We start from the raw sequence: 23,906 nt of genomic DNA on the forward strand, positions 1-23,906 counted from the left end.
AATCTTCAGAGGCAGGCACAGATAGTTACCAATGGTGTCTGCCTTTTTATTTTTTAAGAGAATTATGTTGAAAAAATATTATTAAACATTGTAAAATGTTTATATACCTTATTTTGTACACAGGTGAACAGGATTGAGAAGAAAAATACCGTCGCACATACAAAAAGCAGTATTATTAAGAAGCGGTAACAGATGTGCTATTTGTAAAGCAGAATTAGCAACAATAGAAGAAAATTGTGTTCATATAATAGCTGAAATTGCTCATATAATAGGATACAGCAGCGAAGGACCCCGTGGCAGTTGTGATTTGTCAGAATCGGCTCTGAATAGTTACGAAAATCTAATTGTTGTTTGTAGGAATTGTCACACAAAAATAGATAATGCAGAGGAACGATATACAGTGGAAAAATTAAAGGAAATCAAAATAGAACATGAGAAGTGGGTAAAAAGTAGATTGAATAATCCTTTAATTGATGTTTCCTATGACCATTTTGGTGATATTGTTGAAGAATTAGTAAAACGGAAAATAGCAGATATTAATCCAGAAGACTATGATATACCTTCTTTAAAGGAAAAGATAAGAAGAAATACCCTATCTGAAGATGTTATAGAGCTGTTGCTGACAGGGCTTTGCAGCTCGAAAAAATTAGGTCAATATTTGAACGAAAGAGTTCAAGATGGATACCCAGAATACTTAGAAGCTTGTATAAGACAGAAATATCTTGAATTGAAAGTTAAAGAGAAACTATCTGTAAATGATATATTTTATGCATTGTGGGATTATGTAAGAAACGGAAGAACGTCTTTTGAATATCAGAGAGCAGCTTTAGGTATAGTTACATATTATTTTGAAAGATGTGTGGTGTTTGAGAAATGATTTTTCCAAATAAGACTACGAAATTATCCTATTCTCTACTGGGCTGCGGAAGCTATATTCTACAAGAACTTAAAAACCCTCAGACAGTTTCAGCTTTATGGGAAAAAGTAAAGATAAAATATAAAGAGCTTAAGAATTTTGAAAAATTTATTTTAACTTTAGACTTTTTGTACATATTGGGAATGATAGAGTTTGAAAATGGGCTTCTCAGGAGGAGTAAAGAAGATGATTAAAGCTATAAGGAGTGATAAAAGTAGTTTTAAAAATATAGAATTTCAAAAAGGTTTCAATGTTATTTTGGCTGAGAGGACAAAAGAAGCAAGCAACAAAGATTCCAGAAATGGTCTTGGAAAAACTACTTTGATAGAAATAATACATTTTTGTTTAGGAGGTAACTTAAATAGTTTAAATACTCTTAAATCAAAAGAATTAAAAGATTGGACTTTTATTATGGATTTGACATTACGTAAAAAAGATTATGTAGTTGCAAGAAAAACAAGTGATCCTTCCAAAGTGATATTAAAAGGGGATTTTAATGACTGGCCAATAAAACCTAATTATGATAGTAAAAAAAATGAATTTATAATGAATGTGAAAGATTGGGTTAAAGTTTTAGGTTATTTAATGTTTGATATTCCGTTTGAAATCAATAATGAAAAAAAATACAAGCTCTCTTTTAGAAGTTTGATTTCATACTTTGTAAGACATGGGAAAGGTGCTTATTTGAGTCCATTTAAACATTTTGAACAACAAAAAGAATTTGATATTCAAATACACCAAGCATTTTTGTTAGGACTTAATTGGGAGTATGCCCGGGAACTTCAATTGTTAAAAGATGAAAAGAAAAATATTGATAGTTTAAGAAGAATGGCTGAAGAAGGATTTTTAGTCGAATATTTTGGAGAAAAAGGTTCATTAGATAAAGGTTTACTTGAAGCTGAGCTTGTAAATCTTACAAGTGAACTTGAAGAACTTAATAATCAGCTGAGAACCTTCAGAGTGCATCCTCAGTATTACGTAATCCAGGGAGAATGCGATAAAATTACTTCCGAAATTCATAGCTTGCGTGATAAAAGACACTTGTTGATTTCTCTCAAAAAAAGATATGAAGATAGTATAGAAGAAGAGAAGGATGTTTCTATAGACCATATTAAAAACGTTTACGAGGAATGTGGAATACTTTTGAAAGAATATGTTGTAAAGAAAATTGAAGAGGTGTTAGAATTCCATAAAAAAATTACAGCTAACAGAAAAGAGTATCTCTACAGCGAAATAGAAAGATTGGACAAAGAAATAAATAAAATTGAAAAGGAAATTGAAAAAAAGAGTGAACAAAGAGCAGAATTGATGAAAATTTTGGAAACCCATGGGGCGTTAGAAGAATTTGCAAAATTGCAACAGAGAGCTTCTGTTTTATCTCAAAGAATTGAAGAAATAAAAAGTAGAATTGAGTATATCAATGAGTTTGAGAATAAAATAAGTCAGTGGAAGATAAAGAAAGAAGAATTATTAAATAAAATGAGGCAGGACTTTAAAGAAAGAGAATTAAAGAGGAGAGAAATTATAACTTATTTCAACAAAAATATTGAGTATCTATATGAAGAGCCCGGACTTTTAGGTATTGAAGTTTCTGATGATGGCTATAGATTTAAGATTGAAATGAAAAGAGCAAAAAGTCAGGGAATAAGTAATATGCAGATATTTTGTTATGATTTAGCTTTAATGCAATTAAGAAGTATTTATGAAGACATGCCAGGATTTTTAATTCACGATAGTATTATATTTGACGGTGTAGATGAGAGACAAAAAGCAAGGGCTTTGGAGTTAGCATATAAAGAGTCTATTGAAAGAGGATTCCAGTATATTTGTACTTTGAATTCAGATATGATACCGATAAATGAATTTTCATCTGAGATGCAGCAAAAGTTTAAAAGTTCAATTCGGGCTATATTTACCGACAGTACAGACGATGGCGGTCTTTTGGGGGTTAGATTTTAGGTGCTGTAAAGACGGCAAAAGTAAGGACTATTAAAAAATGACACTTTTTGCCACTAAAGCCCATGTCCCTTTCTAATAATTTGAAATGTTGATGTTTTAGGGGTAAAATAATTATTGAGGAGATTTTTTGAGGGTGTCCCCCGCCCTCATCTGAGTCTAATACAAAAGGGGGAGTTTAACAAAAGATGAGTAAAAAAAGACGCTCCAAAGATGCGGGTTTTAAGAAAATTTTCACAAACAAGGTTAATATCCACTGGTTTATAACTGAATTTTTTGGTGACTTTCTACCCTGTAAAATCGGACTTGATGACATTGAAATACTTGCAACAGAATCAATTAACAGTCAGTGGAAAGCACGCAGGTCGGATGTGGTATATAAAATAAAGTACAAAGACGCTTTTGTCTGCGTACTTTTAGAGTTTCAAAACACAAAAGAAGAGCTGTTCCACTGCAGAATATATGAATATGTGCTGCTGATACAGAAAAAATATGCTATTGAAGACCTTCTTCCAGTAGTAATACCTGTTGTATTGTACACTGGGCAGGAAAGGTGGACACCTACAACATCTTTTGAAAAAGGTATTCTCTACTGGGAGGATTTTGAGCAGTTTGTGCAAAAGTTCAATTTCATATTCATTGACATCAAAGAAATAGATGACGAAAAACTGCTAAATGGTTCTAATCTGCTATCAGCAGCACTGTATATTGACAAAGTATCAGAAAATCCAATCAAAGTTGCTGAAAGGCTTGAATATTTAAGTAAACACATTAAGTTTTCTGAAGAACAAAAGGAAGAGTTTTGTGAATGGCTGTACCACGTGGTGTTAAAGGGATACGGTTTCACAGATATGGAAGTAGACGAGTTTTTGTTCAAGTCCGATTTTCTCAGATTGGGGGTGAATGAAATGTTTCTCAACACTGCAGAAAAGATAAGAGAAGGATTGAAAAAGGAATTAGCAAAAGAAAGAGAAGTTGCTATTAAAGAAGGTATTCAACAAGGTATTCAACAAGGTAAGGAACAAGCACTTATAGAAGTAGCTCAGAGAATGATTGCAGAAGGAGCTGAAGATTCTTTCATAGCAAAAGTCACAGGACTCAGTATTGAAAAAGTCCAGGAACTTCGAAATAACCTCAAATAGCAAACTACAAATATTATAAACTTAAACCCGCATCTTGCACAAAGGCAGGCACTTTAAAAATGTGCCTGCCTTTGTGTTTTTACAGGAGCATTTTTAGTGCAACTGAAAAAGGAGTGAAGCAATTAAGATGAGAGAAAGGCTCATATCTTTGTTAGAACCTTTTGACAACTGGGAAAATAATATCACAGAAAAAGAAAATTTAGCTGCAAAGGATGCTTTAAAGAAGTTTCTCAAGCATATTGAAAATTTAAAACCATCTAAGAAATATGCTAAATCTCAAATTACTTTACTGCACACAAGCTATTTAAGGCATCTTGTTGTTATCAAAAAAGCGCTCATGGAAAGAAAATATAGCCGTGCTTGCAATGAAATTATTACGTTGCTGAACCAAGAACCATTTTTACAGGCAAGAGTGCTTAACAATCTTGTGCATCTTCTTAATGAGGAGTTAAACAACTAAAAAGAAAGGAGTTGAACTTGAGTGTTTAAAAAGTTTTTAAAAAAGAAGACAAATGTTTTTGTTGTTGACCCCAAAAGAGAGTTCACTTTTGCGATTGACTTTATTCAAAAAGCGATTGAAGACGAAGACAAAGAGAACAAAGCAAAAATTCTGTCATTTGTTGAAGGATTGGTGAAAGAGGATCTCAGAAGTGATATACTGACAAAAATAATATATAACCCCAACAATATGCTTAACAGAACCTCGTGGTTTCCTCTAGGCTATCTTGATTATGATATTTCCCAAGTACCAATTATTAAAGTAGACCTTTCAACAACGTGTGTAATTGCTTATCCATGGAATAGCGAAAGATATAAAAAGATGATTAAAACTCTCAGCAAAGAAGATTTTAAATACTATAAAATCAATCATTTTGCCGAATATTATGTTCCATTGGATATTTGCTTTGTCACAAATGGTCATCATTCAATCGCAGCAGGCTGTGGTTATAAAAAAGGTTGGATAGAAGCAAAAGAGATAGATATAACCCCGCTATTTGAGAAAATTTATACAGATGGGCAAAACTGGTATGAATCTGCCACAGGCAAACTAATATTTGATGTTCCAGATTTCAGAATAGCTCTTCTTTTCGAAATTGCAAAAATGAAATATGAGCTGCAAAAGAATTTTCAGTTCTAACGATAACTCTTTCACTTTGTAGAATAAAACGAATAAAAGATACCAGAAAGGACAAACTTAAAACGAATATAAAGGTGGTGGTTAAAATGTCTTTTTTAGCAGAACTAAAAATTATTAAAACCCAAGAGCTACTTCAAGATCTTTTAAAAGATAAAGCTTTATGTCTTTGGGGCAGCAGCTGTATGGGGAAAAAGTTAACTGCGATATCAATCGCAAAGGTTTTAGAAAAAGACTATGATTACAAACCTCTGTATTTTTCTGTTGTTGATGATTTAGATTATGAGTATTATAAGAAAAATTTCAAAGCTGAATTTTCAAATATCAATATGCTGCCTACTATCTGGAGAGAAGCCAAAGATAAAACACAAAAGAAAATTGTGTTTGTGGTAACCAGAATTGATAGGGCTAAAAAAGATACCATTCTCTATCTTTCAGAAATTCTACATTCAGTCAATTATTTTAACAATATTCTCCTTGTAACAATGGAATCTTTCCATGGCTTTGCAGAAGAATTTCCCAACATGCTCATATTCACAAAAGCTCCAGAACAAAAATTATTAGAACTTTGTTCAGAGGACTTAACAAAAAACATTCTTTGTCTTTCATTAGGTGAGGCAGTTTATTTGACTGAAACTAAAAGAGCTTTGTTTTTAGCTGACAAATTATGGAAATCCTTATAAAAGAAACAGAGTAGAAAAGCTTTAAAACATTAAACATGCTATACTTTAGTCATCAAAGGCAAAAGGGTATTTGCTCTTTTGCCTTCATAACAAATAAAACAAATACTAAATTCAGGAGGTGTTTGCTATGTCAAAGGAAGAATTAATAAAGTCAATAGCTGAAAAAAGCGGTCTTACCAAGAAAGATTCTGAAAAGGCTTTGAACGTTTTGCTTGAGTGCATTCAAGAAGCTCTTTCAAAAGGCGACAAAGTTCAGCTTGTTGGCTTTGGTACATTCGAAGTGAAAGAAAGAGCTGAAAGGAAAGGAAGGAATCCTCAAACAGGTGAAGAAATTCTTATACCTGCAACAGTAGTTCCAGTTTTCAAAGCAGGAAAGGTTTTGAAAGAGGCTGTGTCTGGCCCATCCAAAAGCTAAAAAGTTAACTTAACAAGCCTGCTGGGATACCAGCAGGCTTTATATTTTTTGTTGAGTAAAACACAAAAATCAAAGAAAGGGAGTGTGATTTTCAATGAAGTGTGGTATTGACGTCGGTTTTGGTTTTACCAAAGCTATAAACGAAAAAGGCAAAGAGGTAATCTTCCCGTCTGCAGTGGCTAAAACTTTTATGACTGATGTAGGAATCAAGCCCACAAGTGACTACTTTGTAACTTACATGAATCAAACATATGCAGTCGGTAAAGCAGCAACACAGTGTTTGATAACAGAAACAAGCTTTTCAGAAGAAAGATTCTCCACAGAGTTTTCGAAACTACTTGTTCTGACAGCACTTATGGCACTCGAATGTGACAGAGAAGTAGAACTCGGTCTTGGTCTTCCGCTTATGCTCTATCCTAAACTAAAAGGGAAGGTAAAAGACTATTTTGAGTTTTCAGAGGAAATAATCATCGACAGCAACGGTATAGCACACAGCTATCACATTACAAGGTGTGAGGTATTCCCACAAGGCGTTGGAGCTATGTTTTCAATCACCTCACCAGTAGAAGATGGAATATATTGCATTTTAGATGTTGGCTTTCGAACAACAGACGTGATTGTAGTTGAAATCAGAAACAAAAATATAAATCCTCTGCTTGACATGTGCTTTACAGTTGACAAAGGAATGTCATTGGCGGTTGAAAGACTTGGTTTGATGATTGAGAGAAAATACGGTGTTAGTTATGACACAAGCCTGCTTTTTGATATCCATGAACGCTTGCATATATCTGTTCGTGGCAGGAAGATAGATATTGAACCACATAAAAAAGAGGTTTTCACAGCTATAGCAGATGATATAGTCCAGTCTATTTCAAGAAGACTGCAACGAGGTTTTGATACATTTGACGGAGTGCTTGTAGCAGGCGGTGGAGCTTTCAACGTTGCATCTGTCCTCCAGAAGGAATTCGACAACGTTCAGGTACTTGACAATGCACAGTTTGCAAATGCAAAAGGATATTTAACATTGCTAAACCTTGGAGTGTAAACGGTTTGAAGTTTTGATATATCTGAAATTGACGCCATTGAAACCTTAAAAGTGTAAACAATACTGTAAACGCTCAAAACACGCTTAAAATCTCTTTTCAAGTGTTTTTACCCAACCAAAATGTAAACAGAAAAGCATTTTTTGAGGTAATTTTAAGGGGTATTTGTAAACAAAACTGAGGCATTTTGTGGAGAAAATATAGGAAAATCAAGAACTAAACCCGTTTACACATGTGTTTACAAAATTGGCTTGTTAATGCCCTGAAAGTAAGATAAAATAAGGGCAAAATACGTTTACAGGGTGTTTGAGATGAAAAAAAACAATGTGTTTGCAGTCAGAATTCCCGAAGACCATCCGTTCTGGAACGAAAACGACAAAAAACAAGTTATACTTGACGCTCTTGAGCTGTATTATGCCACAAAAGCAGTCGTGTCTGGAACAATTAAGCTTAAAACTATACAGGTAGACAACACTGAACAAAACAAACCGCAGCAGGAAACTGGGCTTGGTCTTAACAAAAAATCAGTCAAATCAATGCTTGATGCTTTTTCTAAACTGTAGCATGAGGCAGGGATACTTTTCTTCCCTGCCTTTGTTTTTTTTTCAGGAGGTGGTTTGAGATGGACAACCCTTTAATAAAAGAGGTTAGGTACCTCGTGAGCGAAACCGAAAAGTATCTCAAAGAAACTGAATACTGGGTTTTCAAACTCAGACAAAATCTTTTTCACTGGCAAAACTTCTTAAAAATGTTCGACAATGACTATATCAGACAGTATGACTTTGAGGTTGACAGCAGTCTTATGATTGACCAGTTTGAAGCTGAATATAAAGACGGAGTTTTAAAGATTCTAATTTATGATGTTCCGCCAGTATACAAAGTCAACACCCAAGAAGACTCTTTCAAATGGAAAGATTTAATAACAAATGCTGTAAATTCACTTTCCGAAAAGCCAAGGTTCGAAAAAGCTCATATTCATTTTGAGTTCTATGTGCCAGTAAGTGCATTCATAAAAGCAGACACAGATAATAGGATGATAAAAACAATAATCAATCAACTTGTCACCTGCAGAGTAATACCAAACGACACTATGGAACATGTAAAAATCACACTCGAAGGACATGCTTCAAAGAATATGTTTCCAAAAACTATTATCAAGGTATCGTCATATACTCCACAACCTGACCCTGAAATTGCCTCAAGAAAACCTCCAAATTCCCAAGAAAAAAACAACAAGAAAGATAAGAAATGAAAATGTGTTCCCAGTAGAAAAATAGCATTAGTAGAAATGAATTGCAGTAAGTTGCATTGCTTTTGTATACCTAATTTGTATACTAAATCATATACAAAATCATATACAAAACAAAGCATGTAAAAATCTGTATTTTGTATAGGGTTTAGTATACCCCCAGAAGCTAAAAACCAGAAAAAATCTGGCTTGCAAGGGTGTACAAAACGAAATTTGTTTCAGGCTCGGAAACACATTCTGTTTCCGAGCGAAAGTAGTTTTTCATCACTTCGGAATGAGTTAGCAGCACATAGCAACAATTAGCAGATACAACCGAGCTGGCAGAACCAAAAGTAACCAGTAGCAATTTAATTTCCAGTAGCAAGCCGAAGCTGATAAAGTCAGCTTCGGCAAAAGTAGCACTGCCTTGCATAAGCTCAAAAGCAGCAGTAGTAAGAGAGCAGCCTTTTAGCTGCCACAAAATACTGCTTCTTGCAAGCAGTAGCATTAAATAGCTACTGTTTTTTATTGCTACCAAACAACCAGATGACAAATAAAACCAGTAGCAAGCCCAAGCTGACCAAATCAGCTTGGGCGAAAGTAGTCTTCCCTTGCAAACAGTGGCATATCTTTTAAAGCAGTAGCAAAAGATACTGCATTGCAGTATCAAAAATCAGCAGTAGCCTTTGCTACTGCTTTTTTTGATACTGCCAAAAACTATCTACTGCTTATTGTAAAATAACCAGCAGTATCAAAAACAAAATCTAAAGGAGGAATTTAAGTTGAAATCAAATAAGATAAAATCAAGAAAGATAGCAATCATCATGAGCGAAGAAGAAATTATAAGGCTTCTTGGATTTTTAACATCAAGGTTAAGTTTTATGCCTCTTTGCGACGATGAATCTATAGACGACGACTATGTCGGTGAAATGAAGAAAATAATCAACAAATTAGCACAAACAGTAGGAGTAGAACTGAAATTCGAAAATGGCAGGATAATAGAAGCCAAAAAAGATGGCAGAACGTTTTTCAGAGCAATATAGCAGTAGCAAAGGAGCTGAAAAGCAATGCTGCAGATAAACGAAAAGGACAACAAGCTTTTTGACATGATTGTAAAATTCAAGATGGTGCCATACGACATGACAAAAAAAATATACGGCAGTCCATGGACAACTTACAACAGAATACGAAAACTCACCAGTAGAAACTACCTTCAAAAAGTCAATCACTACATTATCACCCTTGGCGAGGCAGGTATAGCATACCTTGAAGAAGTAAGAGGAATAACATTTGAACCACTTGTCAAGATGACGGCAGAAGAGGTTATCTGGCGCTGGCAAAAAGTCTATGAAATTGGCTCAAGAGAATACATTTTGCCACACTTTATTAGCTGCTGGGATTTTAAAAGAGAAACACGAAACGACAGCACTGAGATGAGCGATAAGAACAAGATACTCTGTGTGGCAAGAGGCTATGGTATTTACAGAATTTCAAAAGAAGCAGGACAAAAGACAATCTCAGAGTATTTTACCGACATCAAAGAAGCAACAACGTTTGGAGTAGAAAAGTTTGTAGTTCTGTGCGAATCAAAAGAGAAGGTTGAAGAATTTTTAGCAACAGAAGAGAAAATTCAAAACATAGCAGCAAAGGAAATAAACGTGCTTGGCTTCACACAGGCAGGGCTCAAGATTCTTGATACCATAATTGGTATACCAGACTACAAAGAAAAAATCTTAAATTCCTTGCCAGTAGAAACACAGAGCATAATTAGAAATGCACATGGCGACTTCGAAACAGAAGACAGGATAATTCACATAGGTGCAGGAGACATAGCAGCAAAAAGAAGACTTCAGGCATTAAAAGCAGTGACAGACAAGACGATAGAAATTGTCACTCTCAAAGGTCTTGAAGACAGATACAAAGGACTTGAAGCCAAAATAACAGCACTTGAGCTTTCAGAATTTTTGAAAGCTGTAGGATATAAGGATGGTGAGAACAGATGAAGAGGAAGCTTGCTATTTTTATCCTGCCAGTAGTTCTTTTTTACCTTCTCACAGGGTATATTATAGGAATGCTAACAGACCTTTTGAAAGCAAACCAGGAAAGCTTTTTCTTCTCACCAGAAAAAGCACCGCAAATCAAAATAGAAACAGACCCTGTAAAAGCTTTGCAAAATGTATTTTCAAACCCTGATATCAAAAAAGCATGGCTTGGTTTTACAACTTTTTTACTACTTGCAGGAGCACTTTTGCTGCTCCCTTACAAAGAAAGAATAAAAGCGCTGTTTGGCAGTCAAGCACCAAAAGACCCCAGAGGAACATATGGAACATCAGACTGGATGACAGAAAAAGAGGCAAGAAGAGTTCTGGGTTTTAATAAACCGGGAATAATTTTAGGCAAAATCTCAAATGAACTTGTAACTTTGCCATTTAACGCAAGGTATAACAAGCACGTAATGGTACTTGGCGCAACAGGTGCAGGGAAATCAAGAACGTTCATAATACCAAATGTGATAGCTTTAGCTGAAGCAGGACACAGCATGGTAATCACAGACCCATCAGGCGAAATACTTGAACACACATATAAGTATCTTCTGAAAAAAGGCTACTTTGTAAAAGCACTCAACCTTGTAGATTTTAAGCTCTCCGACCCATGGAACCCGCTTGATACGATTGAAGATGAGGAAGACGCCCAGGTTTTTGCGGATATTGTAATAAAGAACACAGAAACAGGCAGAAGAGGTGGAGATCCTTTCTGGGACAGAGCAGAACTGAATCTTTTAAAAGCTCTTGTACTTTATGTAAAAGAATTTCTTCCACCAGAAAAACAGAACATGGCAAAGGTATATGACCTTCTTGCATCAAAAGACCCTGCAATGATTGTAAAGCTGTTTGAAAACCTTGAAGATAGCAAAGCTGCAAAAATGGCATATAATCTGTATTCGCAAGTAAATGAAAAAGTCAAAACAGGCGTTGTAATGGGATTGGGAACAAGACTTCAGCTTTTTCAAAACAAGCTTGTAAGAGAAATGACCCAGATAAGCGAAATAGAACTGCTTGCTCCAAAGTTACAAAAAACTGCATACTTTTGTATCATCCCTGACCAGCACTCGGCATACAGCTTTATGAGCTCTCTTTTCTTTAGCTTTTTGTTTATAAAACTTGTAAAGCTCCACGATACAACTACTGATAAAACCATAAAAGATAGACACGTATACTTTCTTTTGGATGAGTTTTGCAACATTGGTGAAATACCTGACTTTACCAAGAAAATCTCAACGATACGAAAACGAAACCTGCACTGTCAGATAGTTATCCAAAGTATTCCCCAAATTGAAGACAGATACCCGGGAGGACAGTGGAAAGAGATAATAGGCAACTGTGATACATTTTTGTGTCTTGGTGTAAATGACCCTGATACAGCAAGATATGTATCAGAGCTTTTGGGTATAAAAAGTATACAAACAAGAAGTACATCGCATCCCGGTGACTTTAACGCAATATTTGAAACAGAAAGAATAACGCAATCAGTAGGGAAAAGGCTTCTTTTGAACCCCGATGAAGTAAAGAAGTTTGACGCAAAGAAAAACATCGTAATCCTAAGAGGCAAAAACCCGTTTATCACCGAAAAGATATTCTTTGATGAAATGAAACAGGCAAAAGAGCTTGAGACAATATCTATCGCAAGCTACAAATCCAAGCAAGACTTGATACAACAAACATCTGAACAAATTCCTTTAAAACAGCAAGAGGTGTATGAACTTCAAACAGAAGAGGTGAAAGAAAAAGACCTGAAAGAACAGGTTGCCGCCCAAGAAACAAAAGCCCTGCCAGAAGAACAAGAAACAGATAGCGAGCTTTGGTAGGGCTTTTGAGATAAAAAATAAAGAAGAAAGGGAGTGATTTTAAAATGAAGCAAACACAAAAAGACGAGGTAAGACGGCTTCTGCAAAAGTCCTACAATTACAAAACAATTTTAACTGGCCAGCTTGCCGGCAAAAAGAAGATAGGCGACAAAACATACGGAGTTGTACTGTATCAGGGAATAAGGTGTCTTCTGCCAGCAGAAGAAGTTGACCTGTCAACTCAAACTGTCAATGACCCGATTGGAGCTTTGCTTGGTGCAACAATTGAGTTTGTTGTAACAGACATTCAAAAAGACAATGTGTTCATCTCACGAAAAGTCGCAAAACAGCTAAGAAGAATTGAATTTGAAAACAATGTAAAAGAAGGACAGATTATCAATGGCAGAGTAATTGGTGTGTCACCCAAAAACGTGTATATAGATGCTTTCGGATACGAATTTGGGCTTACTGCAAAGGATGTCGATTACAAATGGATACACGACATGAGAGAAAGATTTAAGGTGGGCGACAGCGTAAAAGCAAAAGTTATATCCAAAAAACCACCACAAATAAGTATAAAAGAAGCTCTCACAACACCATGGGAAAAAGATCCGGACAGATACAAGGTAGGAGAACAATACGTAGGAAAAGTTGTAGCAGTTGCAAACCTTGGAATTTTTGTAGACCTGATAGAAGACGGCCGGCAAGTGCTCTGCCCACCAATGGGTCTCAAAACACCTGTGATTGGCTCTAGCGTGGTTGTGCTTATAAAAGATATAAACAAAGAACAGAAAAAGATGTGGGGAGATATTGTGAGGATAATAAGCGAGCCGAGAATATAAAAGGCAATAAAAAAAGAAGCCCCAGAGGTTTAATTCCTCTGGGGCTTTTTTTATTTTACAGAAAAAAACTCACAAAGGAGTGATTCTAATGGATATTATAACACCAACAATGCCAGCTGTCCAGTACATTTTAAACGCAGAGAAAAAAGAATATTCATACAGAGTAAATCCGCTGTATGTGTCTCTTGCTGGCGATGATTTGACAGTTGGCATTGCGCTTGGTCAGATTGTTTACTGGTTCCTGCCAGCAAGAGACGGCAGCAGCAAAATAAAAATCTTCAGAGAAGGCAAGCTTTGGCTTGCAAAAAGTTACGACGAGCTTGCCAGAGAAGTAAAACTCACTATCAAACAGGTAAGAAGAGCAATAAGCATTTTGAAAAACAAAGGATACATTGAAACAAAAGTGTGGAAGTTCAGAGGTGCTCCAACTACACACATACACCTAAATACAGATAAACTGCTCAAAGATATGAAAGAGCTTTCTCCGAACATAGACACCGAAATAGAACACTTAGATAGCGTTGAAACGGAATACAAATTGCTTAAATGCACAAAACAAATTGAAGAGGACAGAAGGAATAAATCAACAACCCATCTGCCAGAAGAAAACAATTCTGTGCAGAATAGGGGTATTACTGTCCTTTCAGCAGATAGTTTAAATCAAAACCAGCAAACCCTTGATACTGCTGGATTTGCCCTTGAGGGCAAATCCATAACAAAGACTAAAGATAATAATATTATTAATTGTGTTAATAACAAGCCACCCAAAATGAAACCAGAAAAAGAAAAAATTGAGATTAAAAAAGAGGACGAACTACTTGTGTCCAAACTGCTAAAGAACAACATTCCACGGTATGTAATTGCCAAGGTTTTAAAAGCTGCAGAAAAGGTAAAAGAATACATACTCAAGCTACTGGACAGTGTATATTTCAAGACCAGAGTACTCAACCCAGCAGCTTTCATCATCTGCGCTGTTAAAAACGGTTGGAACTTTGACAGTCTAAATGATAGACCCGCTACAAAGAAAAACTATTGGGGGCAGAAAAAGAGCAATAACAATAAGACACTGAAAGAGGTAAGGGATAATTCTGTCTATACACAGATGGAAGATTTATACAAAAAAGCGCTGTGGGGCAAGGACGCAGAGGAAGCTTTTAAGATACGACAAAAACAAGAAACAAAATCTCTGCGTGAACTGAGGGATAATTCTGTCTACACTGCTATGGAAGAGGAGGCAGTGGCAGAAAAACTGCAAACAAAAGCCTCTGTTGAAATTACCCAAACAGCTGACACTGCAAAAAACGGTGAAGAGGTACCTTTTTCTGAGAAAAAACAATCAAATCTTTCTGTGCCAGTAGATAGTACCAGCAAAAAGCTCAGAGAAGAAAGGGATAACTCTATCTATACAAGCATGGAAAAGCTTTTCAAGGAGTATTTACTAAGTGGTAATGATGAGGAAACTGAAATGGAGGTTTTGAGATTTTTAGGTATAAGCCCTGCTTAAATAGTCAAAAAAAACAATGCAGGTACTTATCCACAAAGTACGTTGCATTTGTTGAAAAACTATCTGAGCTTTGCGACAATACCGACTTCCTGTGTTTTTGAAGAATGCACTATTAACGTTGCTATGAAAAAACATATCAGAACAGAGTAAATTTATGATATAATTAGCTTAAATTATTTCAAAAACTATGGGAGTTAAAGGAGAAAAATAGGAATGGTTGGTTTGATGTTAGATGTAGGAGATGGTTTAGCATTAAATATTGATAAAAAAATTCAAATTGATTTTGGTGGCGATGAAGAAAGCTTTAAATTATTATTTAGATTTTTCGAAATGTGTGAAGAGTGTTATTACTGTCCTTTTTGTTGGGACTGGTGTTTGAAACCTGAGGTATTTATTCTTTCACATTTTCATGAAGACCATTACAAAGGTTTGTTTTTTGATGTAGCAAGAAGTTATTTCCGCAGTATTTCTCAAATTTATTACCCTGCTATTCCTGTAATAGATGATGAAGGAACGTCTCAAGAGTTTTTTAAATGTCTATTAAGTATTATGGAGTACTTTATACGTTATTCATTGGGAAAATTAAATGGATTTCCTGCTGTTGACCTTATTACTGTTTTTCGAATAATATTAGGCAGGAGCCCAAAATACTCTCCTTTAGTGAGAGGTATGACAATCGAGATTAATAAAAGAAAGTTTGAGGTTTTATGGCCACCAAAAGAAATAAAAGATGAAAAGGTTATTGGAGAAGTCAAAAGGGCTATTAACGCCTTTAAAAATGCTATGCAAAGAAATAGTAAATTAAAGGAATACTTTAAAAAATATAACGCAATATTACCAAAATATATATCAGAAAAAATTGATTTTGATAAACATCCAGGTTACATAGAAAAAGAAGAGCTAACAATAGAAGAAAAAGAAGTATCAACCACTCCAGCCAAGAGATTAGAAATTACTCCCGAAATTGAACGAGCAAATAAACTGTTAAGGAAGGCAGCAAACAGGATGAGTTTGGTTTTAAGGGACATGGATAATGAAATTTTATTTATGGGGGATATAGAAAATAAAGAAACTAGTATAATATGTGAAGATTTAATTAACAAAAATCTTACCAAATTTGAAATTATTATCCCTCCTCATCATGGCACACATTTTTCGTCAAAAATGGAACGATTATCGTCTTATGCAATTTTGATTTCTTGTGGAGCTAAACTAAAAAGGTATATAAAACCAAAGTTAAAAGATATATGCAAACATGTGTATTCCACATATGATTTTGGGAACTTGTATTTTTCAACAATGAACGGTTTAATTTGTTTTTCAAAAGTCAATTACCACAGAATATTTTGCCGATATAAAAAATAGGAAAGAAGAAATTAGTCACAGATGAAAAAATTACTGATACTACTTAATTTGAGTCAAACAAATTCTAAGGAGAGGAGTTGAACAGATGGAAAGAAAAGTTAAGTTTGAATACTTTGAAGTAGTCAGCAGAAAAAAGAACCAGTCTCCAGAAACACCTGATGAACCATTTGATTTAACAAGATGGATAAATATTGCTGATGGATACTCATTGGAAGCAAGGACATTTGACTATTCGGATGAAAGAGTAAGGCTTGAAAGAATGAAGTACTTTGATGACACAAATTTATGGCTTCTTAATTTTTTGAGACTTCGTGAAACTGACATTCCACTAAGGGGAAAGATTGACCAGGAAGCTGAACCTATAGAACTGGACGATGACGAATTTATTGGTGAAGATGTTTCAATGCTTTATGACCCTGAATTAAATGTTGTGATGTTACAACGAAATATTAGAAGTTTAGGCGCAACAGGAATTGAGAAATACTTAAACCTTTTGTGGGCTTCAAACGGCGAACAAGAGGAAAAAATTTATCAAAAAATTAAGCAAGAAGACTCCATCTTCTCCAAGATGGAGATGAATTGCTAAAAATATGATATAATATTCCTCAGGTGATTAAAATGTACAAAACGCAGAAAAATCATATAAGATGTGATAAACAAACATACAAACTGCTACGTTATCTTTGCCACTTTTCTAAAAACCTGTACAACTATGCTCTGTACTATATAAGGCAACACTACTTTAAAACTCAGGAATATTTGAGATATGAAAGTGTATATCATCTTGTGAAAGACAGCGAAGACTACAGACTTTTGCCATCGCAGGTTGCCCAGCAAACACTTATTTCAGTGGATGAAGCTTTTAAATCTTTTCTAAGTCTTTTGAAAGCCAAAAAAGAAGGGAAGGTAGAAGAAAAAGTTTCAATGCCTAAATACCTGCCGAAGGATGGGATGTATCAGATAGTTTTTTCGAAGGACCAGTTCAAGACAGAAGGCAAAAAAGTGCGATTGAGTCTTGGCAGGAGTTTTGCAAAAGAGTTTGGTGTAAGGTACCTGTATTTTGACCTGCCAGCTACGGTTCTGGGTAAGAAAATTAAGGAAGTCAGGATAGTGCCAAGATTTAATGGTAGATGGTTTGAGATTGAGTATGTGTATGAAGAAGAGCAACAGCTAAGTATTTTTGATTTGAGCAGATGTTTAGCAATAGACTTAGGGCTTGACAATTTTGCAGCGGTGGTTGATACCATCGGGACTGCCTTTTTGATAGAGGGCAGGTTTTTAAAATCAGTCAACCGATGGTACAACAAAGAAAGGGCAAGACTTCAGTCGATCTACAGCAGGCAAGGGATAAAATGTGGCAGAAAACTTGCTTTAGTTTCTCGCAAAAGGCAGCATATAATTGACAATTTTTTGAATCAGGCTGTGAGTTTGATAATCAAGCACTGTTTGAACAATCAGATAGGTGCAGTAGTTGTTGGCAGGATGAAAGGTATAAAGCAGGGGATAGAGATAGGAAGAGTAAACAATCAAAATTTTGTGGGGATACCATATGACAAGTTCAAGAGGAAGCTAAAATCGAAGTGCATGTATTATGGCATAAGGTATATGGAAGTGGATGAGGGTTATACATCACAAAGATGTAGCAGATGTGGGCATGTTAGCAAAAGTAGCAGGAAATACAGGGGATTGTATGTATGCAAAAAGTGTGGGTATGTAGTAAATGCGGATATAAATGGAGCGATAAACATAGTTGCAAAGGTAGCTGGTGAGTCTGCTGTAAAGCAGATAACCAGTAGTGGGTGTGTGAACCACCCTGTGAGAATAAGGGTAGCTTGAGATGCTACCAAACTTCTCACGAAGCCTCCACCTCTTTAGGTGGACGGTAGTTCACTTACGTCCCATATTGAATCCTTTTTCATTTGAAAAAGCTTCTGGTGCTAGATACTATAGAAAAATTTCAGTCCGATTTGCACAACTTCCACCTGAGGTAAGTATTTTCAATTCTCCAATAAAGAAAATAGTAGAAGCATTTGGTGAATATCAGGGGATTACAGCAGAGATTACGATAAGTATTGGTCAAGCTAAAAAAAATAATTTAAAGTCTGAAACTGTTGTAGAAACAATAGCGGACATAAAAAATAATAAACCGTTTTTTAAAAAAGCTCAGGTAACTCTCAAAGAAAGTGAGGATGATAAGGTAGAAATTCTTGATCTTATTGAAGAAAAGCTTCATGATTACATAATATTTCAATTACCTACACGACAATCTTTAGCTTGTGAGTATGTTTTTCAAGAAATGATTAACAGGTATAGAGAGAGGAGATATGATATAATTAGAATATTGCAGAGAGATGGTTAAGATGTGTAAATGTAAAGCATGGGGGAAAAACTTTGTTTGTAAATTGTGGGAAGAAAAATATCCTTTGATTTTGTCTTTTCTCATGACGGTGATATTATTCCTTCGTATTTCTTATAACTTCTGTCCCCCTCAAAATTTTGGAAGCATTTTGAATGCAATGATTACAATTGACTCAATATTGCTAGGATTTTTGGGAGTATCTCTTTCAATTTTGTTAAGTATAAAAGACAGAAAAGTTGTTGAATTTCTTTTCAAAAATCCATCCAGGGAAATTCTCAAGACCTATTTTAGATCTCCTATAATTAGTGGCTTTATTAATCTTGGACTTTCTATGAGTTTGAACTTTATAGAATATTACACAAACATCCTTGTTAAACCTGCACTCAATATTTCTTTGTGTAAACTAATATTGGTAACTTGGATTTTTACAGCACTTTTCTTTGTTTTGTCATCGTACAGGATAATAAATATTGTGATGCACATAGTATTTAAAGACCCAACAGCAACTAATGAGAGAAAACCAGACAAAGTTTTAGATGCTGATAGGGAAAGAGAATTAAAGGAAAAGTACAGGTTTAAGGGAGAATGAGATTAAGAAGATAAGAAACTTAGAAAAGAACTTTCGAATTGAAAACTTAACAGCCACAAGCGGGATAAATTAAACTGCTTGTGGCTTTGTTTTTTTAGTAAAAAATACTATTGAACCAGCCAAAATAATATGTTAAAATATACTCAAATCCCTTTCCAGAAGTATACATTTTAGGTGTTTATATAAAGTGTCAAATTTTCAAACTATTTAGCCTGAAAATCACCGGAAAATCCGGTGACTTTTGTTTTGTGGGACAAAAACCTGTTGCAAAAGATGAGAAGTTATGCCAAAATAAAATTAAAGTTTTTGGCAGAAATATATTTTATAGGTGTTTATACAGAGTGTCAAATTTTTTAAAAGCAAAAGAAATCCAGGTTTAACACCAACGTATGTTCGTTATTTATAACAAACTCAAGGCAATGCAAACTTTTTCAAAGCTATGGCAGGTACAGAGTAGCTCGAAAGCCCTTAGCGGACTCCGGTATATAGTGCAAAGCAAGAATGAAGCTTAGTTTGCAGGAAGCAGGCAAACCTGAGAGCTGTGGTTTTTTGTTTTCATAATATCTTGCAAAAACTTTTTAAAATTTATAAAATTAAATTAAAATTTTCAGATTGAAACTTTTAAGAAAGGAATTCAAAATGCCAAAGAGATATTATGCTGTACGAAAGGGTAGAAAAACTGGCATATTTGAAAATTGGACAGAATGCGAGGAAAGTGTAAAAGGATATCCCGGTGCTGAATATAAGGCTTTTGCGAACAGAGAAGACGCCGAGTTATATCTTAAAAGTATTGACCAACTTGAAAAGTATGAAGATATTCTTAGCAAAGGAAATCAAGTTATTGCTTACGTTGATGGAAGTTACAATGAAAGTTTAAACAAGTGTGCGTTTGGTTGTGTTATCCTTACAAAAGAGGGTGAGGAACAAAAGTTTTCAAGTGTAATAGCAAATAATGAAATAGTTAGTTTACGTAATGTGGCAGGTGAAATTGAAGGTGTAAAATTTGCGGTAAAGTGGGCTTGCGAAAAAGAATATGAAAAGATAATTATTTGTCACGATTATGAAGGATTATCAAAATGGTATTATGGTGAATGGCAAGCAAATAGCAAATACGTAAAAGATTATATAGAATTTTTGAGAAGTTACAGTGACTTTATAAAAATAGAATTTAAAAAAGTTACTGCGCATAGCGGTGATAAATACAATGAATTGGCTGACCTTCTTGCAAGAGAAGCCTTGCAAAACAATCCCAAAATGGAAACAGGAGATAGTTGGATAACTGCTAATTCTATTGAAGAAGAGGATTTTAATGTTATCATAGAGCTTTTAAAAGAAGATTTTCCTGAGTTGAAATTGGAAAAAGGTAATGGGTTGACGGAAATTGTAAAATATACATTAAAATTAAATGAGGAAAAGTTAGTAGCTCATTATTATCCTTCTAAGCGTAAGATAGTGGTACAGGGAAAACCCAAGTTATTGTTTTCATCGTTGCTGGGATATATTTCAGAGATTGTATCACCAGATGAGTTACATAAAATTTATTCTACATGTGTTAATCTTGAGTTAGACAAAAACGAAGTAGAGAGAGAATTTCACGAAGTTTATTTATTTAATGCTAAAGATAAACTTCCACAAAAGTTAGCTCAAACATTGAGACAAGCTATTTATAATTTACATATTGAAGGAGACATGTTTGATTATACTTTTATAGTGTTTCCTGCTTTACGTGCCTTGGAAGGTTTTATAAAATACGTGTTGAAAGGCTTTAATATTGTGTGTTACAGTAATACTTTTGAGAATATATTTGAACGTAAGAATAACGGAATGTATCAACTAAGTAAATCCTGTTGTAGTACAATAAAAAATAGAGATATCATTTCCAAACTAAACAAAATGTATAATTTTTATCATAAAAATAGACATGGACTTTTTCATTGGAGTAGTTTTTTAAAAGATGAAATAGATGATTCCAGAGTAATAAATAGTATTGACGAAAGTAAAAATCTTATTAGGGAAGTATTAAATTTTATAAACGAATTTTATGTTTAGGATATAACGACGGTGGGAATAATTAAAAAAGAAGAAGTATAACCATAATGGGAGAGAAATAAAAATGAAAGATGTAAAAAAAGAAAAGTTTATAATCAAAGAGGTGTATAATACTGAATACAAAGTAATGGTTATAGTATTGGATAGTGTCTTTTTGACCGAAATACTGGACGAAATCGAAAGAGAACTAGAATACTTAAAAGTGAAAGGAAATGTATTGATAGACACGCTTCTTTTCAATGGGAATAATGATGAAAGATTTATTTCAATATATTTTGATGGACAAAAATTTGATTTGGGAAGTTATAAAATCGTAAAATTCAAAAAAGATTCAAGTTTTAGGAGAATTACAAGTGATTATTTGCGAGTTAACAAGGAAATATTAGAATACTCTATTTTAAATGATTTTCAAAGAAAACTCATAAAAAAGGGAATAGATATATAAGAGCGAACCAAATAAAACCGATAGTAAACCACAGGCACAGTTAATTAGTCTGTGGCTTTTTGTTTTTCATGAGTGCTTTTAGATGCAAAAGAAAACTTCAAGGTTTTGTATTCAAAAAGAATTTCAAACTCTAAAAATGCTTCTGCCAGAAGTTATTCTCTTTTTTGTCATGTTCATAACACTTGCTATTCGTATCCTTGCTGCTTTGCTATATTGAGCTCTTGTAAAACGAGCAAAAACCTGCTACAATATACTTAAAAGATTTGCCAGAAGTGTAGCTTATAGGTGTTTATATAGAGTGTCAAATTTTTTGTTGTTGCAATTTCAAACTACAGTGGTATAATATATTCAGAACCAATTGCCAGAAATGTGTCTTTTAGGTGTTTATAAAGAGTGTCGAAGTTTTTACATGAGTAAAACAAAAATGAGTAAAAACAAAAAGGAAGTTAGCCACGGCAAAAGTTAGGAAGTAAATTTGCCGTGGTTTTTTGTTTTTTAGCAGACAAAATTTCTGTGCAGTAAATTTCAAAATCATGGTATAACTAATAATGAGGAAAAACTTCAGCAAAAAGGAGTTGATGTAGCCATGAGAAAACTTTTGAGTTTTTTACTCATCCTGAGCCTGCTTTTGAGCTTTGCCTTCCCAGTAGCACAGGCAGGAACAATCACACAGAAAGTACAGGCAGCAATAAACAAAATAGACTACATCACAGCAGGTGAGTTTGTGACATCGCTCTTGCTGGGTGCGAATGTAAAGCCCAATGGTATAGCAGACTACTGGTCAAAAGCAGTTTCTATGGGCTTGATACCGGGTGAGGTCAAACAAGACAAGCCACTTACAAGAGCACAGGCAAGCTACATTGTGTGGAAGCTCATCAATGCAGTGCCAGAGCTTAAAAACAAGAACATACCGGTATCAGTCAGAAGAGTACCACCAACAGAGGCGTTCATGAGAGGTATTTGCTTTTTCGGTGGACCTGGCGGATATGAAAATGAATTTGGTTATGTTCCAGGTTACGACCTTGATGAGTTTATTCAAGGTTATCAACTTTTGATATTAGAATACAAATACGCAGACGGTTCAACTACATTCAAGTATGTATGGGACAGATACAAAGGTATAAGTTTAGCACCGGGAACATACAAAAGCATAGATGAACCTTTTTTTAAGATGCTTGCAGAGTTTAAGAAAAAATACCCTGACAAGGTAGTGTATGCACCACGACCGTGGCAAAAAGGCTGGCTATTTGCAATGGATGTTGTAAGGGATACAAAAGGCATTCCAGCTACAATAGATGCAAGTGTTCATAGTTCAATTGACTATGCAAGACAAATACTTACGAAAGATAATAATGTTGTCAGCAAGTTTACAAAGCTTGGTTACCCGATAACAAGAAGGGATATAGCACAGATAAACTACGGTTATTACTTTGAAAAGAAAGGCACTACTTTGAAAGGTTATTATGGATATTACGACATCAAAGAGCATCCATATTTCAACATGTACTTTGAAGATTTTCTTGTCAACTACCCGAGAAAATACCCGACCGACCATACAAGATTTGCTTACTACTGCAAGGACTACTACAAGATACCGCAGCTTTACAGAGAACCGATGTTAAGACTTGCAGATTTGGGAATCATCACACCAGACCAATCAGCACTGTACATTGGCGTTTACTACTTCAACGCAGGCAAAACACTCACAAGAGCTGAAGCTGTCCAGATGATTGCAAGGGTGTTTGATAAGTCTAAAAGAGATGTGCTGGATGAGGTTAGTGTAAAAATGTATAGATACTGGATTCCACAAAACGAAGTAGGAACTGGCAAATACGTAAATTATGATTCGCAAGCAAATAAGTTTGTATCAATATTTAATGCAGATGAAATGAGCGGTGGAGTTACCACAGCACAAAAGCAAGCAACATTTAGAATAGAAGAACCTAAATCTTTAGGTTTAGCAAAAACTATGGTTAGGAATTACCCGAACAATTACTATATTTGGTTCCTACTTTGCCGAAATACTCAAGTAGGATTTACTTATTCTGCTTCGTTTAGGTGTGATAATGTTATTACAGAAACCTTGATGTATGATGAAGCTGGGATGACGGGACTTGTAGAATGGGATAAGAACAAAGCTATCAACTACATTCCAGTTGCGTATAGAGATGAGTTTAAAAAAGACGTGAACACTTATACAGCAAAGTACTTGACATCAAAGAATATGTTTTTGGTAAAACAATATGGTGATGTTTATGTGTGCTACAACTGTTGGATAGACAGAAAAACAATTCAATATCAGATTTATCCATCAAAACCACAGATAAGCGGTGCAACTTTCTTTACAGCAAAACCTAATCCTAACCATAAGCAATAGAGGGGTGATTTCAG

General features: G+C 34.8%; 25 protein-coding genes. 24 read left to right on the plus strand and 1 reads right to left on the minus strand.

Annotation, left to right across the window (positions count from 1 at the left end):
- Positions 1 to 133 precede the first annotated feature (133 nt).
- The 11 genes from CALKRO_RS13080 to CALKRO_RS03275 all read left to right on the plus strand — a co-directional run bounded on the left by CALKRO_RS13080 (position 134) and on the right by CALKRO_RS03275 (position 8,542).
- Entirely contained in the window at positions 134 to 877 is a 744-nt protein-coding gene (locus tag CALKRO_RS13080; protein WP_013429683.1) for an ABC-three component system protein, read from the plus strand.
- On the plus strand, positions 874 to 1,110 hold the full coding sequence (locus CALKRO_RS03230) for an ABC-three component system middle component 6 (protein ID WP_013429684.1): 237 nt from the start codon (positions 874 to 876) through the stop codon (positions 1,108 to 1,110). The genes CALKRO_RS13080 and CALKRO_RS03230 overlap by 4 nt, the downstream gene beginning before the upstream one ends.
- A complete protein-coding gene (locus CALKRO_RS03235) occupies positions 1,103 to 2,875 on the plus strand; it encodes a DUF2326 domain-containing protein (RefSeq protein WP_013429685.1) in 1,773 nt (590 codons plus the stop codon). Before CALKRO_RS03230 ends, CALKRO_RS03235 begins: the two co-directional genes overlap by 8 nt.
- A gap of 185 nt (positions 2,876 to 3,060) precedes the next feature.
- On the plus strand, positions 3,061 to 4,014 hold the full coding sequence (locus CALKRO_RS03240) for an Rpn family recombination-promoting nuclease/putative transposase (protein WP_013429686.1): 954 nt from the start codon (positions 3,061 to 3,063) through the stop codon (positions 4,012 to 4,014).
- Positions 4,015 to 4,141: 127 nt separating this feature from the next.
- Positions 4,142 to 4,474 carry a hypothetical protein gene (locus tag CALKRO_RS03245; protein ID WP_013429687.1) on the plus strand — a complete coding sequence of 111 codons (333 nt, stop codon included), beginning with the start codon at positions 4,142 to 4,144 and terminating at the stop codon, positions 4,472 to 4,474.
- A gap of 21 nt (positions 4,475 to 4,495) precedes the next feature.
- Positions 4,496 to 5,152, plus strand: a complete 657-nt coding sequence (locus CALKRO_RS03250; protein WP_013429688.1) for a DUF6710 family protein — start codon at positions 4,496 to 4,498, stop codon at positions 5,150 to 5,152.
- Between the two features lie 86 nt (positions 5,153 to 5,238).
- Positions 5,239 to 5,832: a hypothetical protein gene (locus CALKRO_RS03255; RefSeq protein ID WP_013429689.1), complete on the plus strand. Its 594-nt coding sequence runs from the start codon at positions 5,239 to 5,241 to the stop codon at positions 5,830 to 5,832.
- A 127-nt stretch (positions 5,833 to 5,959) separates the two neighbouring features.
- On the plus strand, positions 5,960 to 6,247 hold the full coding sequence (locus CALKRO_RS03260; protein ID WP_013429690.1) for an HU family DNA-binding protein: 288 nt from the start codon (positions 5,960 to 5,962) through the stop codon (positions 6,245 to 6,247).
- A gap of 94 nt (positions 6,248 to 6,341) precedes the next feature.
- A complete protein-coding gene (locus tag CALKRO_RS03265; RefSeq protein ID WP_013429691.1) occupies positions 6,342 to 7,292 on the plus strand; it encodes a ParM/StbA family protein in 951 nt (316 codons plus the stop codon).
- A 309-nt stretch (positions 7,293 to 7,601) separates the two neighbouring features.
- A complete protein-coding gene (locus tag CALKRO_RS03270; RefSeq protein WP_013429692.1) occupies positions 7,602 to 7,853 on the plus strand; it encodes a hypothetical protein in 252 nt (83 codons plus the stop codon).
- Between the two features lie 59 nt (positions 7,854 to 7,912).
- Positions 7,913 to 8,542 carry a hypothetical protein gene (locus CALKRO_RS03275; RefSeq protein WP_013429693.1) on the plus strand — a complete coding sequence of 210 codons (630 nt, stop codon included), beginning with the start codon at positions 7,913 to 7,915 and terminating at the stop codon, positions 8,540 to 8,542.
- 163 nt (positions 8,543 to 8,705) lie between these two features.
- Here the strand turns inward: CALKRO_RS03275 and CALKRO_RS03280 are convergent, their stop codons facing one another.
- Positions 8,706 to 9,026 carry a hypothetical protein gene (locus CALKRO_RS03280; protein ID WP_237699123.1) on the minus strand — a complete coding sequence of 107 codons (321 nt, stop codon included), beginning with the start codon at positions 9,024 to 9,026 and terminating at the stop codon, positions 8,706 to 8,708.
- A 274-nt stretch (positions 9,027 to 9,300) separates the two neighbouring features.
- Between CALKRO_RS03280 and CALKRO_RS03285 the strand changes: the two genes are divergently transcribed.
- From CALKRO_RS03285 to CALKRO_RS03345, 13 genes are all read left to right on the plus strand, one after another.
- Positions 9,301 to 9,561 (plus strand): hypothetical protein, encoded by a 261-nt coding sequence (locus CALKRO_RS03285; RefSeq protein WP_013429695.1) that lies wholly within the window; start codon positions 9,301 to 9,303, stop codon positions 9,559 to 9,561.
- Between the two features lie 24 nt (positions 9,562 to 9,585).
- Positions 9,586 to 10,521 (plus strand): hypothetical protein, encoded by a 936-nt coding sequence (locus CALKRO_RS03290; protein ID WP_013429696.1) that lies wholly within the window; start codon positions 9,586 to 9,588, stop codon positions 10,519 to 10,521.
- Complete coding sequence (locus tag CALKRO_RS03295; RefSeq protein ID WP_013429697.1) at positions 10,518 to 12,383, plus strand: VirD4-like conjugal transfer protein, CD1115 family; 1,866 nt, start codon at positions 10,518 to 10,520, stop codon at positions 12,381 to 12,383. Before CALKRO_RS03290 ends, CALKRO_RS03295 begins: the two co-directional genes overlap by 4 nt.
- A 44-nt stretch (positions 12,384 to 12,427) precedes the next feature.
- Positions 12,428 to 13,204, plus strand: a complete 777-nt coding sequence (locus CALKRO_RS03300) for a S1 RNA-binding domain-containing protein (RefSeq protein WP_013429698.1) — start codon at positions 12,428 to 12,430, stop codon at positions 13,202 to 13,204.
- A gap of 88 nt (positions 13,205 to 13,292) precedes the next feature.
- Positions 13,293 to 14,708, plus strand: a complete 1,416-nt coding sequence (locus tag CALKRO_RS13085; protein ID WP_013429699.1) for a hypothetical protein — start codon at positions 13,293 to 13,295, stop codon at positions 14,706 to 14,708.
- A 213-nt stretch (positions 14,709 to 14,921) separates the two neighbouring features.
- Positions 14,922 to 16,073 (plus strand): MBL fold metallo-hydrolase, encoded by a 1,152-nt coding sequence (locus CALKRO_RS03310; protein ID WP_013429700.1) that lies wholly within the window; start codon positions 14,922 to 14,924, stop codon positions 16,071 to 16,073.
- Between the two features lie 85 nt (positions 16,074 to 16,158).
- Positions 16,159 to 16,659 carry a DUF6731 family protein gene (locus CALKRO_RS03315; RefSeq protein ID WP_049775606.1) on the plus strand — a complete coding sequence of 167 codons (501 nt, stop codon included), beginning with the start codon at positions 16,159 to 16,161 and terminating at the stop codon, positions 16,657 to 16,659.
- A gap of 32 nt (positions 16,660 to 16,691) precedes the next feature.
- Positions 16,692 to 17,909 carry an RNA-guided endonuclease InsQ/TnpB family protein gene (locus CALKRO_RS03320; protein ID WP_013429701.1) on the plus strand — a complete coding sequence of 406 codons (1,218 nt, stop codon included), beginning with the start codon at positions 16,692 to 16,694 and terminating at the stop codon, positions 17,907 to 17,909.
- 1 nt (position 17,910) lies between these two features.
- Positions 17,911 to 18,432 (plus strand): DUF6731 family protein, encoded by a 522-nt coding sequence (locus CALKRO_RS03325; RefSeq protein WP_237699124.1) that lies wholly within the window; start codon positions 17,911 to 17,913, stop codon positions 18,430 to 18,432.
- A 157-nt stretch (positions 18,433 to 18,589) separates the two neighbouring features.
- Positions 18,590 to 19,021 carry a hypothetical protein gene (locus CALKRO_RS03330; protein ID WP_148222755.1) on the plus strand — a complete coding sequence of 144 codons (432 nt, stop codon included), beginning with the start codon at positions 18,590 to 18,592 and terminating at the stop codon, positions 19,019 to 19,021.
- 639 nt (positions 19,022 to 19,660) lie between these two features.
- Positions 19,661 to 21,070 carry a ribonuclease H1 domain-containing protein gene (locus CALKRO_RS13090; protein WP_013429703.1) on the plus strand — a complete coding sequence of 470 codons (1,410 nt, stop codon included), beginning with the start codon at positions 19,661 to 19,663 and terminating at the stop codon, positions 21,068 to 21,070.
- A gap of 64 nt (positions 21,071 to 21,134) precedes the next feature.
- Positions 21,135 to 21,515, plus strand: coding sequence for a type II toxin-antitoxin system RnlB family antitoxin (locus CALKRO_RS03340; RefSeq protein ID WP_013429704.1), 381 nt, complete (start codon positions 21,135 to 21,137; stop codon positions 21,513 to 21,515).
- 586 nt (positions 21,516 to 22,101) lie between these two features.
- Positions 22,102 to 23,892: a hypothetical protein gene (locus tag CALKRO_RS03345; protein WP_013429705.1), complete on the plus strand. Its 1,791-nt coding sequence runs from the start codon at positions 22,102 to 22,104 to the stop codon at positions 23,890 to 23,892.
- Positions 23,893 to 23,906: the final 14 nt, after the last annotated feature.

Origin of the sequence: Caldicellulosiruptor kronotskyensis 2002, from assembly GCF_000166775.1 — a bacterium.
GTDB classification, from domain to species: Bacteria; Bacillota; Thermoanaerobacteria; order Caldicellulosiruptorales; family Caldicellulosiruptoraceae; genus Caldicellulosiruptor; species Caldicellulosiruptor kronotskyensis.

Bases quoted from the DNA above. Each gene is read 5' to 3' on its own strand.
- CALKRO_RS03235 (WP_013429685.1), top strand. From the start codon at position 1,103: ATGATTAAAGCTATAAGGAGTGATAAAAGTAGTTTTAAAAATATAGAA.
- CALKRO_RS03280 (WP_237699123.1), bottom strand. From the start codon at position 9,026: ATGCTACTGCTTGCAAGAAGCAGTATTTTGTGGCAGCTAAAAGGCTGC.
- CALKRO_RS03340 (WP_013429704.1), top strand. From the start codon at position 21,135: ATGAAAGATGTAAAAAAAGAAAAGTTTATAATCAAAGAGGTGTATAAT.
- CALKRO_RS03270 (WP_013429692.1), top strand. From the start codon at position 7,602: ATGAAAAAAAACAATGTGTTTGCAGTCAGAATTCCCGAAGACCATCCG.
- CALKRO_RS03255 (WP_013429689.1), top strand. From the start codon at position 5,239: ATGTCTTTTTTAGCAGAACTAAAAATTATTAAAACCCAAGAGCTACTT.
- CALKRO_RS03345 (WP_013429705.1), top strand. From the start codon at position 22,102: ATGAGAAAACTTTTGAGTTTTTTACTCATCCTGAGCCTGCTTTTGAGC.
- CALKRO_RS03245 (WP_013429687.1), top strand. From the start codon at position 4,142: ATGAGAGAAAGGCTCATATCTTTGTTAGAACCTTTTGACAACTGGGAA.
- CALKRO_RS03275 (WP_013429693.1), top strand. From the start codon at position 7,913: ATGGACAACCCTTTAATAAAAGAGGTTAGGTACCTCGTGAGCGAAACC.
- CALKRO_RS03315 (WP_049775606.1), top strand. From the start codon at position 16,159: ATGGAAAGAAAAGTTAAGTTTGAATACTTTGAAGTAGTCAGCAGAAAA.
- CALKRO_RS13085 (WP_013429699.1), top strand. From the start codon at position 13,293: ATGGATATTATAACACCAACAATGCCAGCTGTCCAGTACATTTTAAAC.
- CALKRO_RS03295 (WP_013429697.1), top strand. From the start codon at position 10,518: ATGAAGAGGAAGCTTGCTATTTTTATCCTGCCAGTAGTTCTTTTTTAC.
- CALKRO_RS13090 (WP_013429703.1), top strand. From the start codon at position 19,661: ATGCCAAAGAGATATTATGCTGTACGAAAGGGTAGAAAAACTGGCATA.
- CALKRO_RS03265 (WP_013429691.1), top strand. From the start codon at position 6,342: ATGAAGTGTGGTATTGACGTCGGTTTTGGTTTTACCAAAGCTATAAAC.
- CALKRO_RS03300 (WP_013429698.1), top strand. From the start codon at position 12,428: ATGAAGCAAACACAAAAAGACGAGGTAAGACGGCTTCTGCAAAAGTCC.
- CALKRO_RS03310 (WP_013429700.1), top strand. From the start codon at position 14,922: ATGGTTGGTTTGATGTTAGATGTAGGAGATGGTTTAGCATTAAATATT.
- CALKRO_RS03230 (WP_013429684.1), top strand. From the start codon at position 874: ATGATTTTTCCAAATAAGACTACGAAATTATCCTATTCTCTACTGGGC.
- CALKRO_RS03260 (WP_013429690.1), top strand. From the start codon at position 5,960: ATGTCAAAGGAAGAATTAATAAAGTCAATAGCTGAAAAAAGCGGTCTT.
- CALKRO_RS03290 (WP_013429696.1), top strand. From the start codon at position 9,586: ATGCTGCAGATAAACGAAAAGGACAACAAGCTTTTTGACATGATTGTA.
- CALKRO_RS03320 (WP_013429701.1), top strand. From the start codon at position 16,692: ATGTACAAAACGCAGAAAAATCATATAAGATGTGATAAACAAACATAC.
- CALKRO_RS03325 (WP_237699124.1), top strand. From the start codon at position 17,911: ATGCTACCAAACTTCTCACGAAGCCTCCACCTCTTTAGGTGGACGGTA.
- CALKRO_RS03330 (WP_148222755.1), top strand. From the start codon at position 18,590: ATGATTACAATTGACTCAATATTGCTAGGATTTTTGGGAGTATCTCTT.
- CALKRO_RS03240 (WP_013429686.1), top strand. From the start codon at position 3,061: ATGAGTAAAAAAAGACGCTCCAAAGATGCGGGTTTTAAGAAAATTTTC.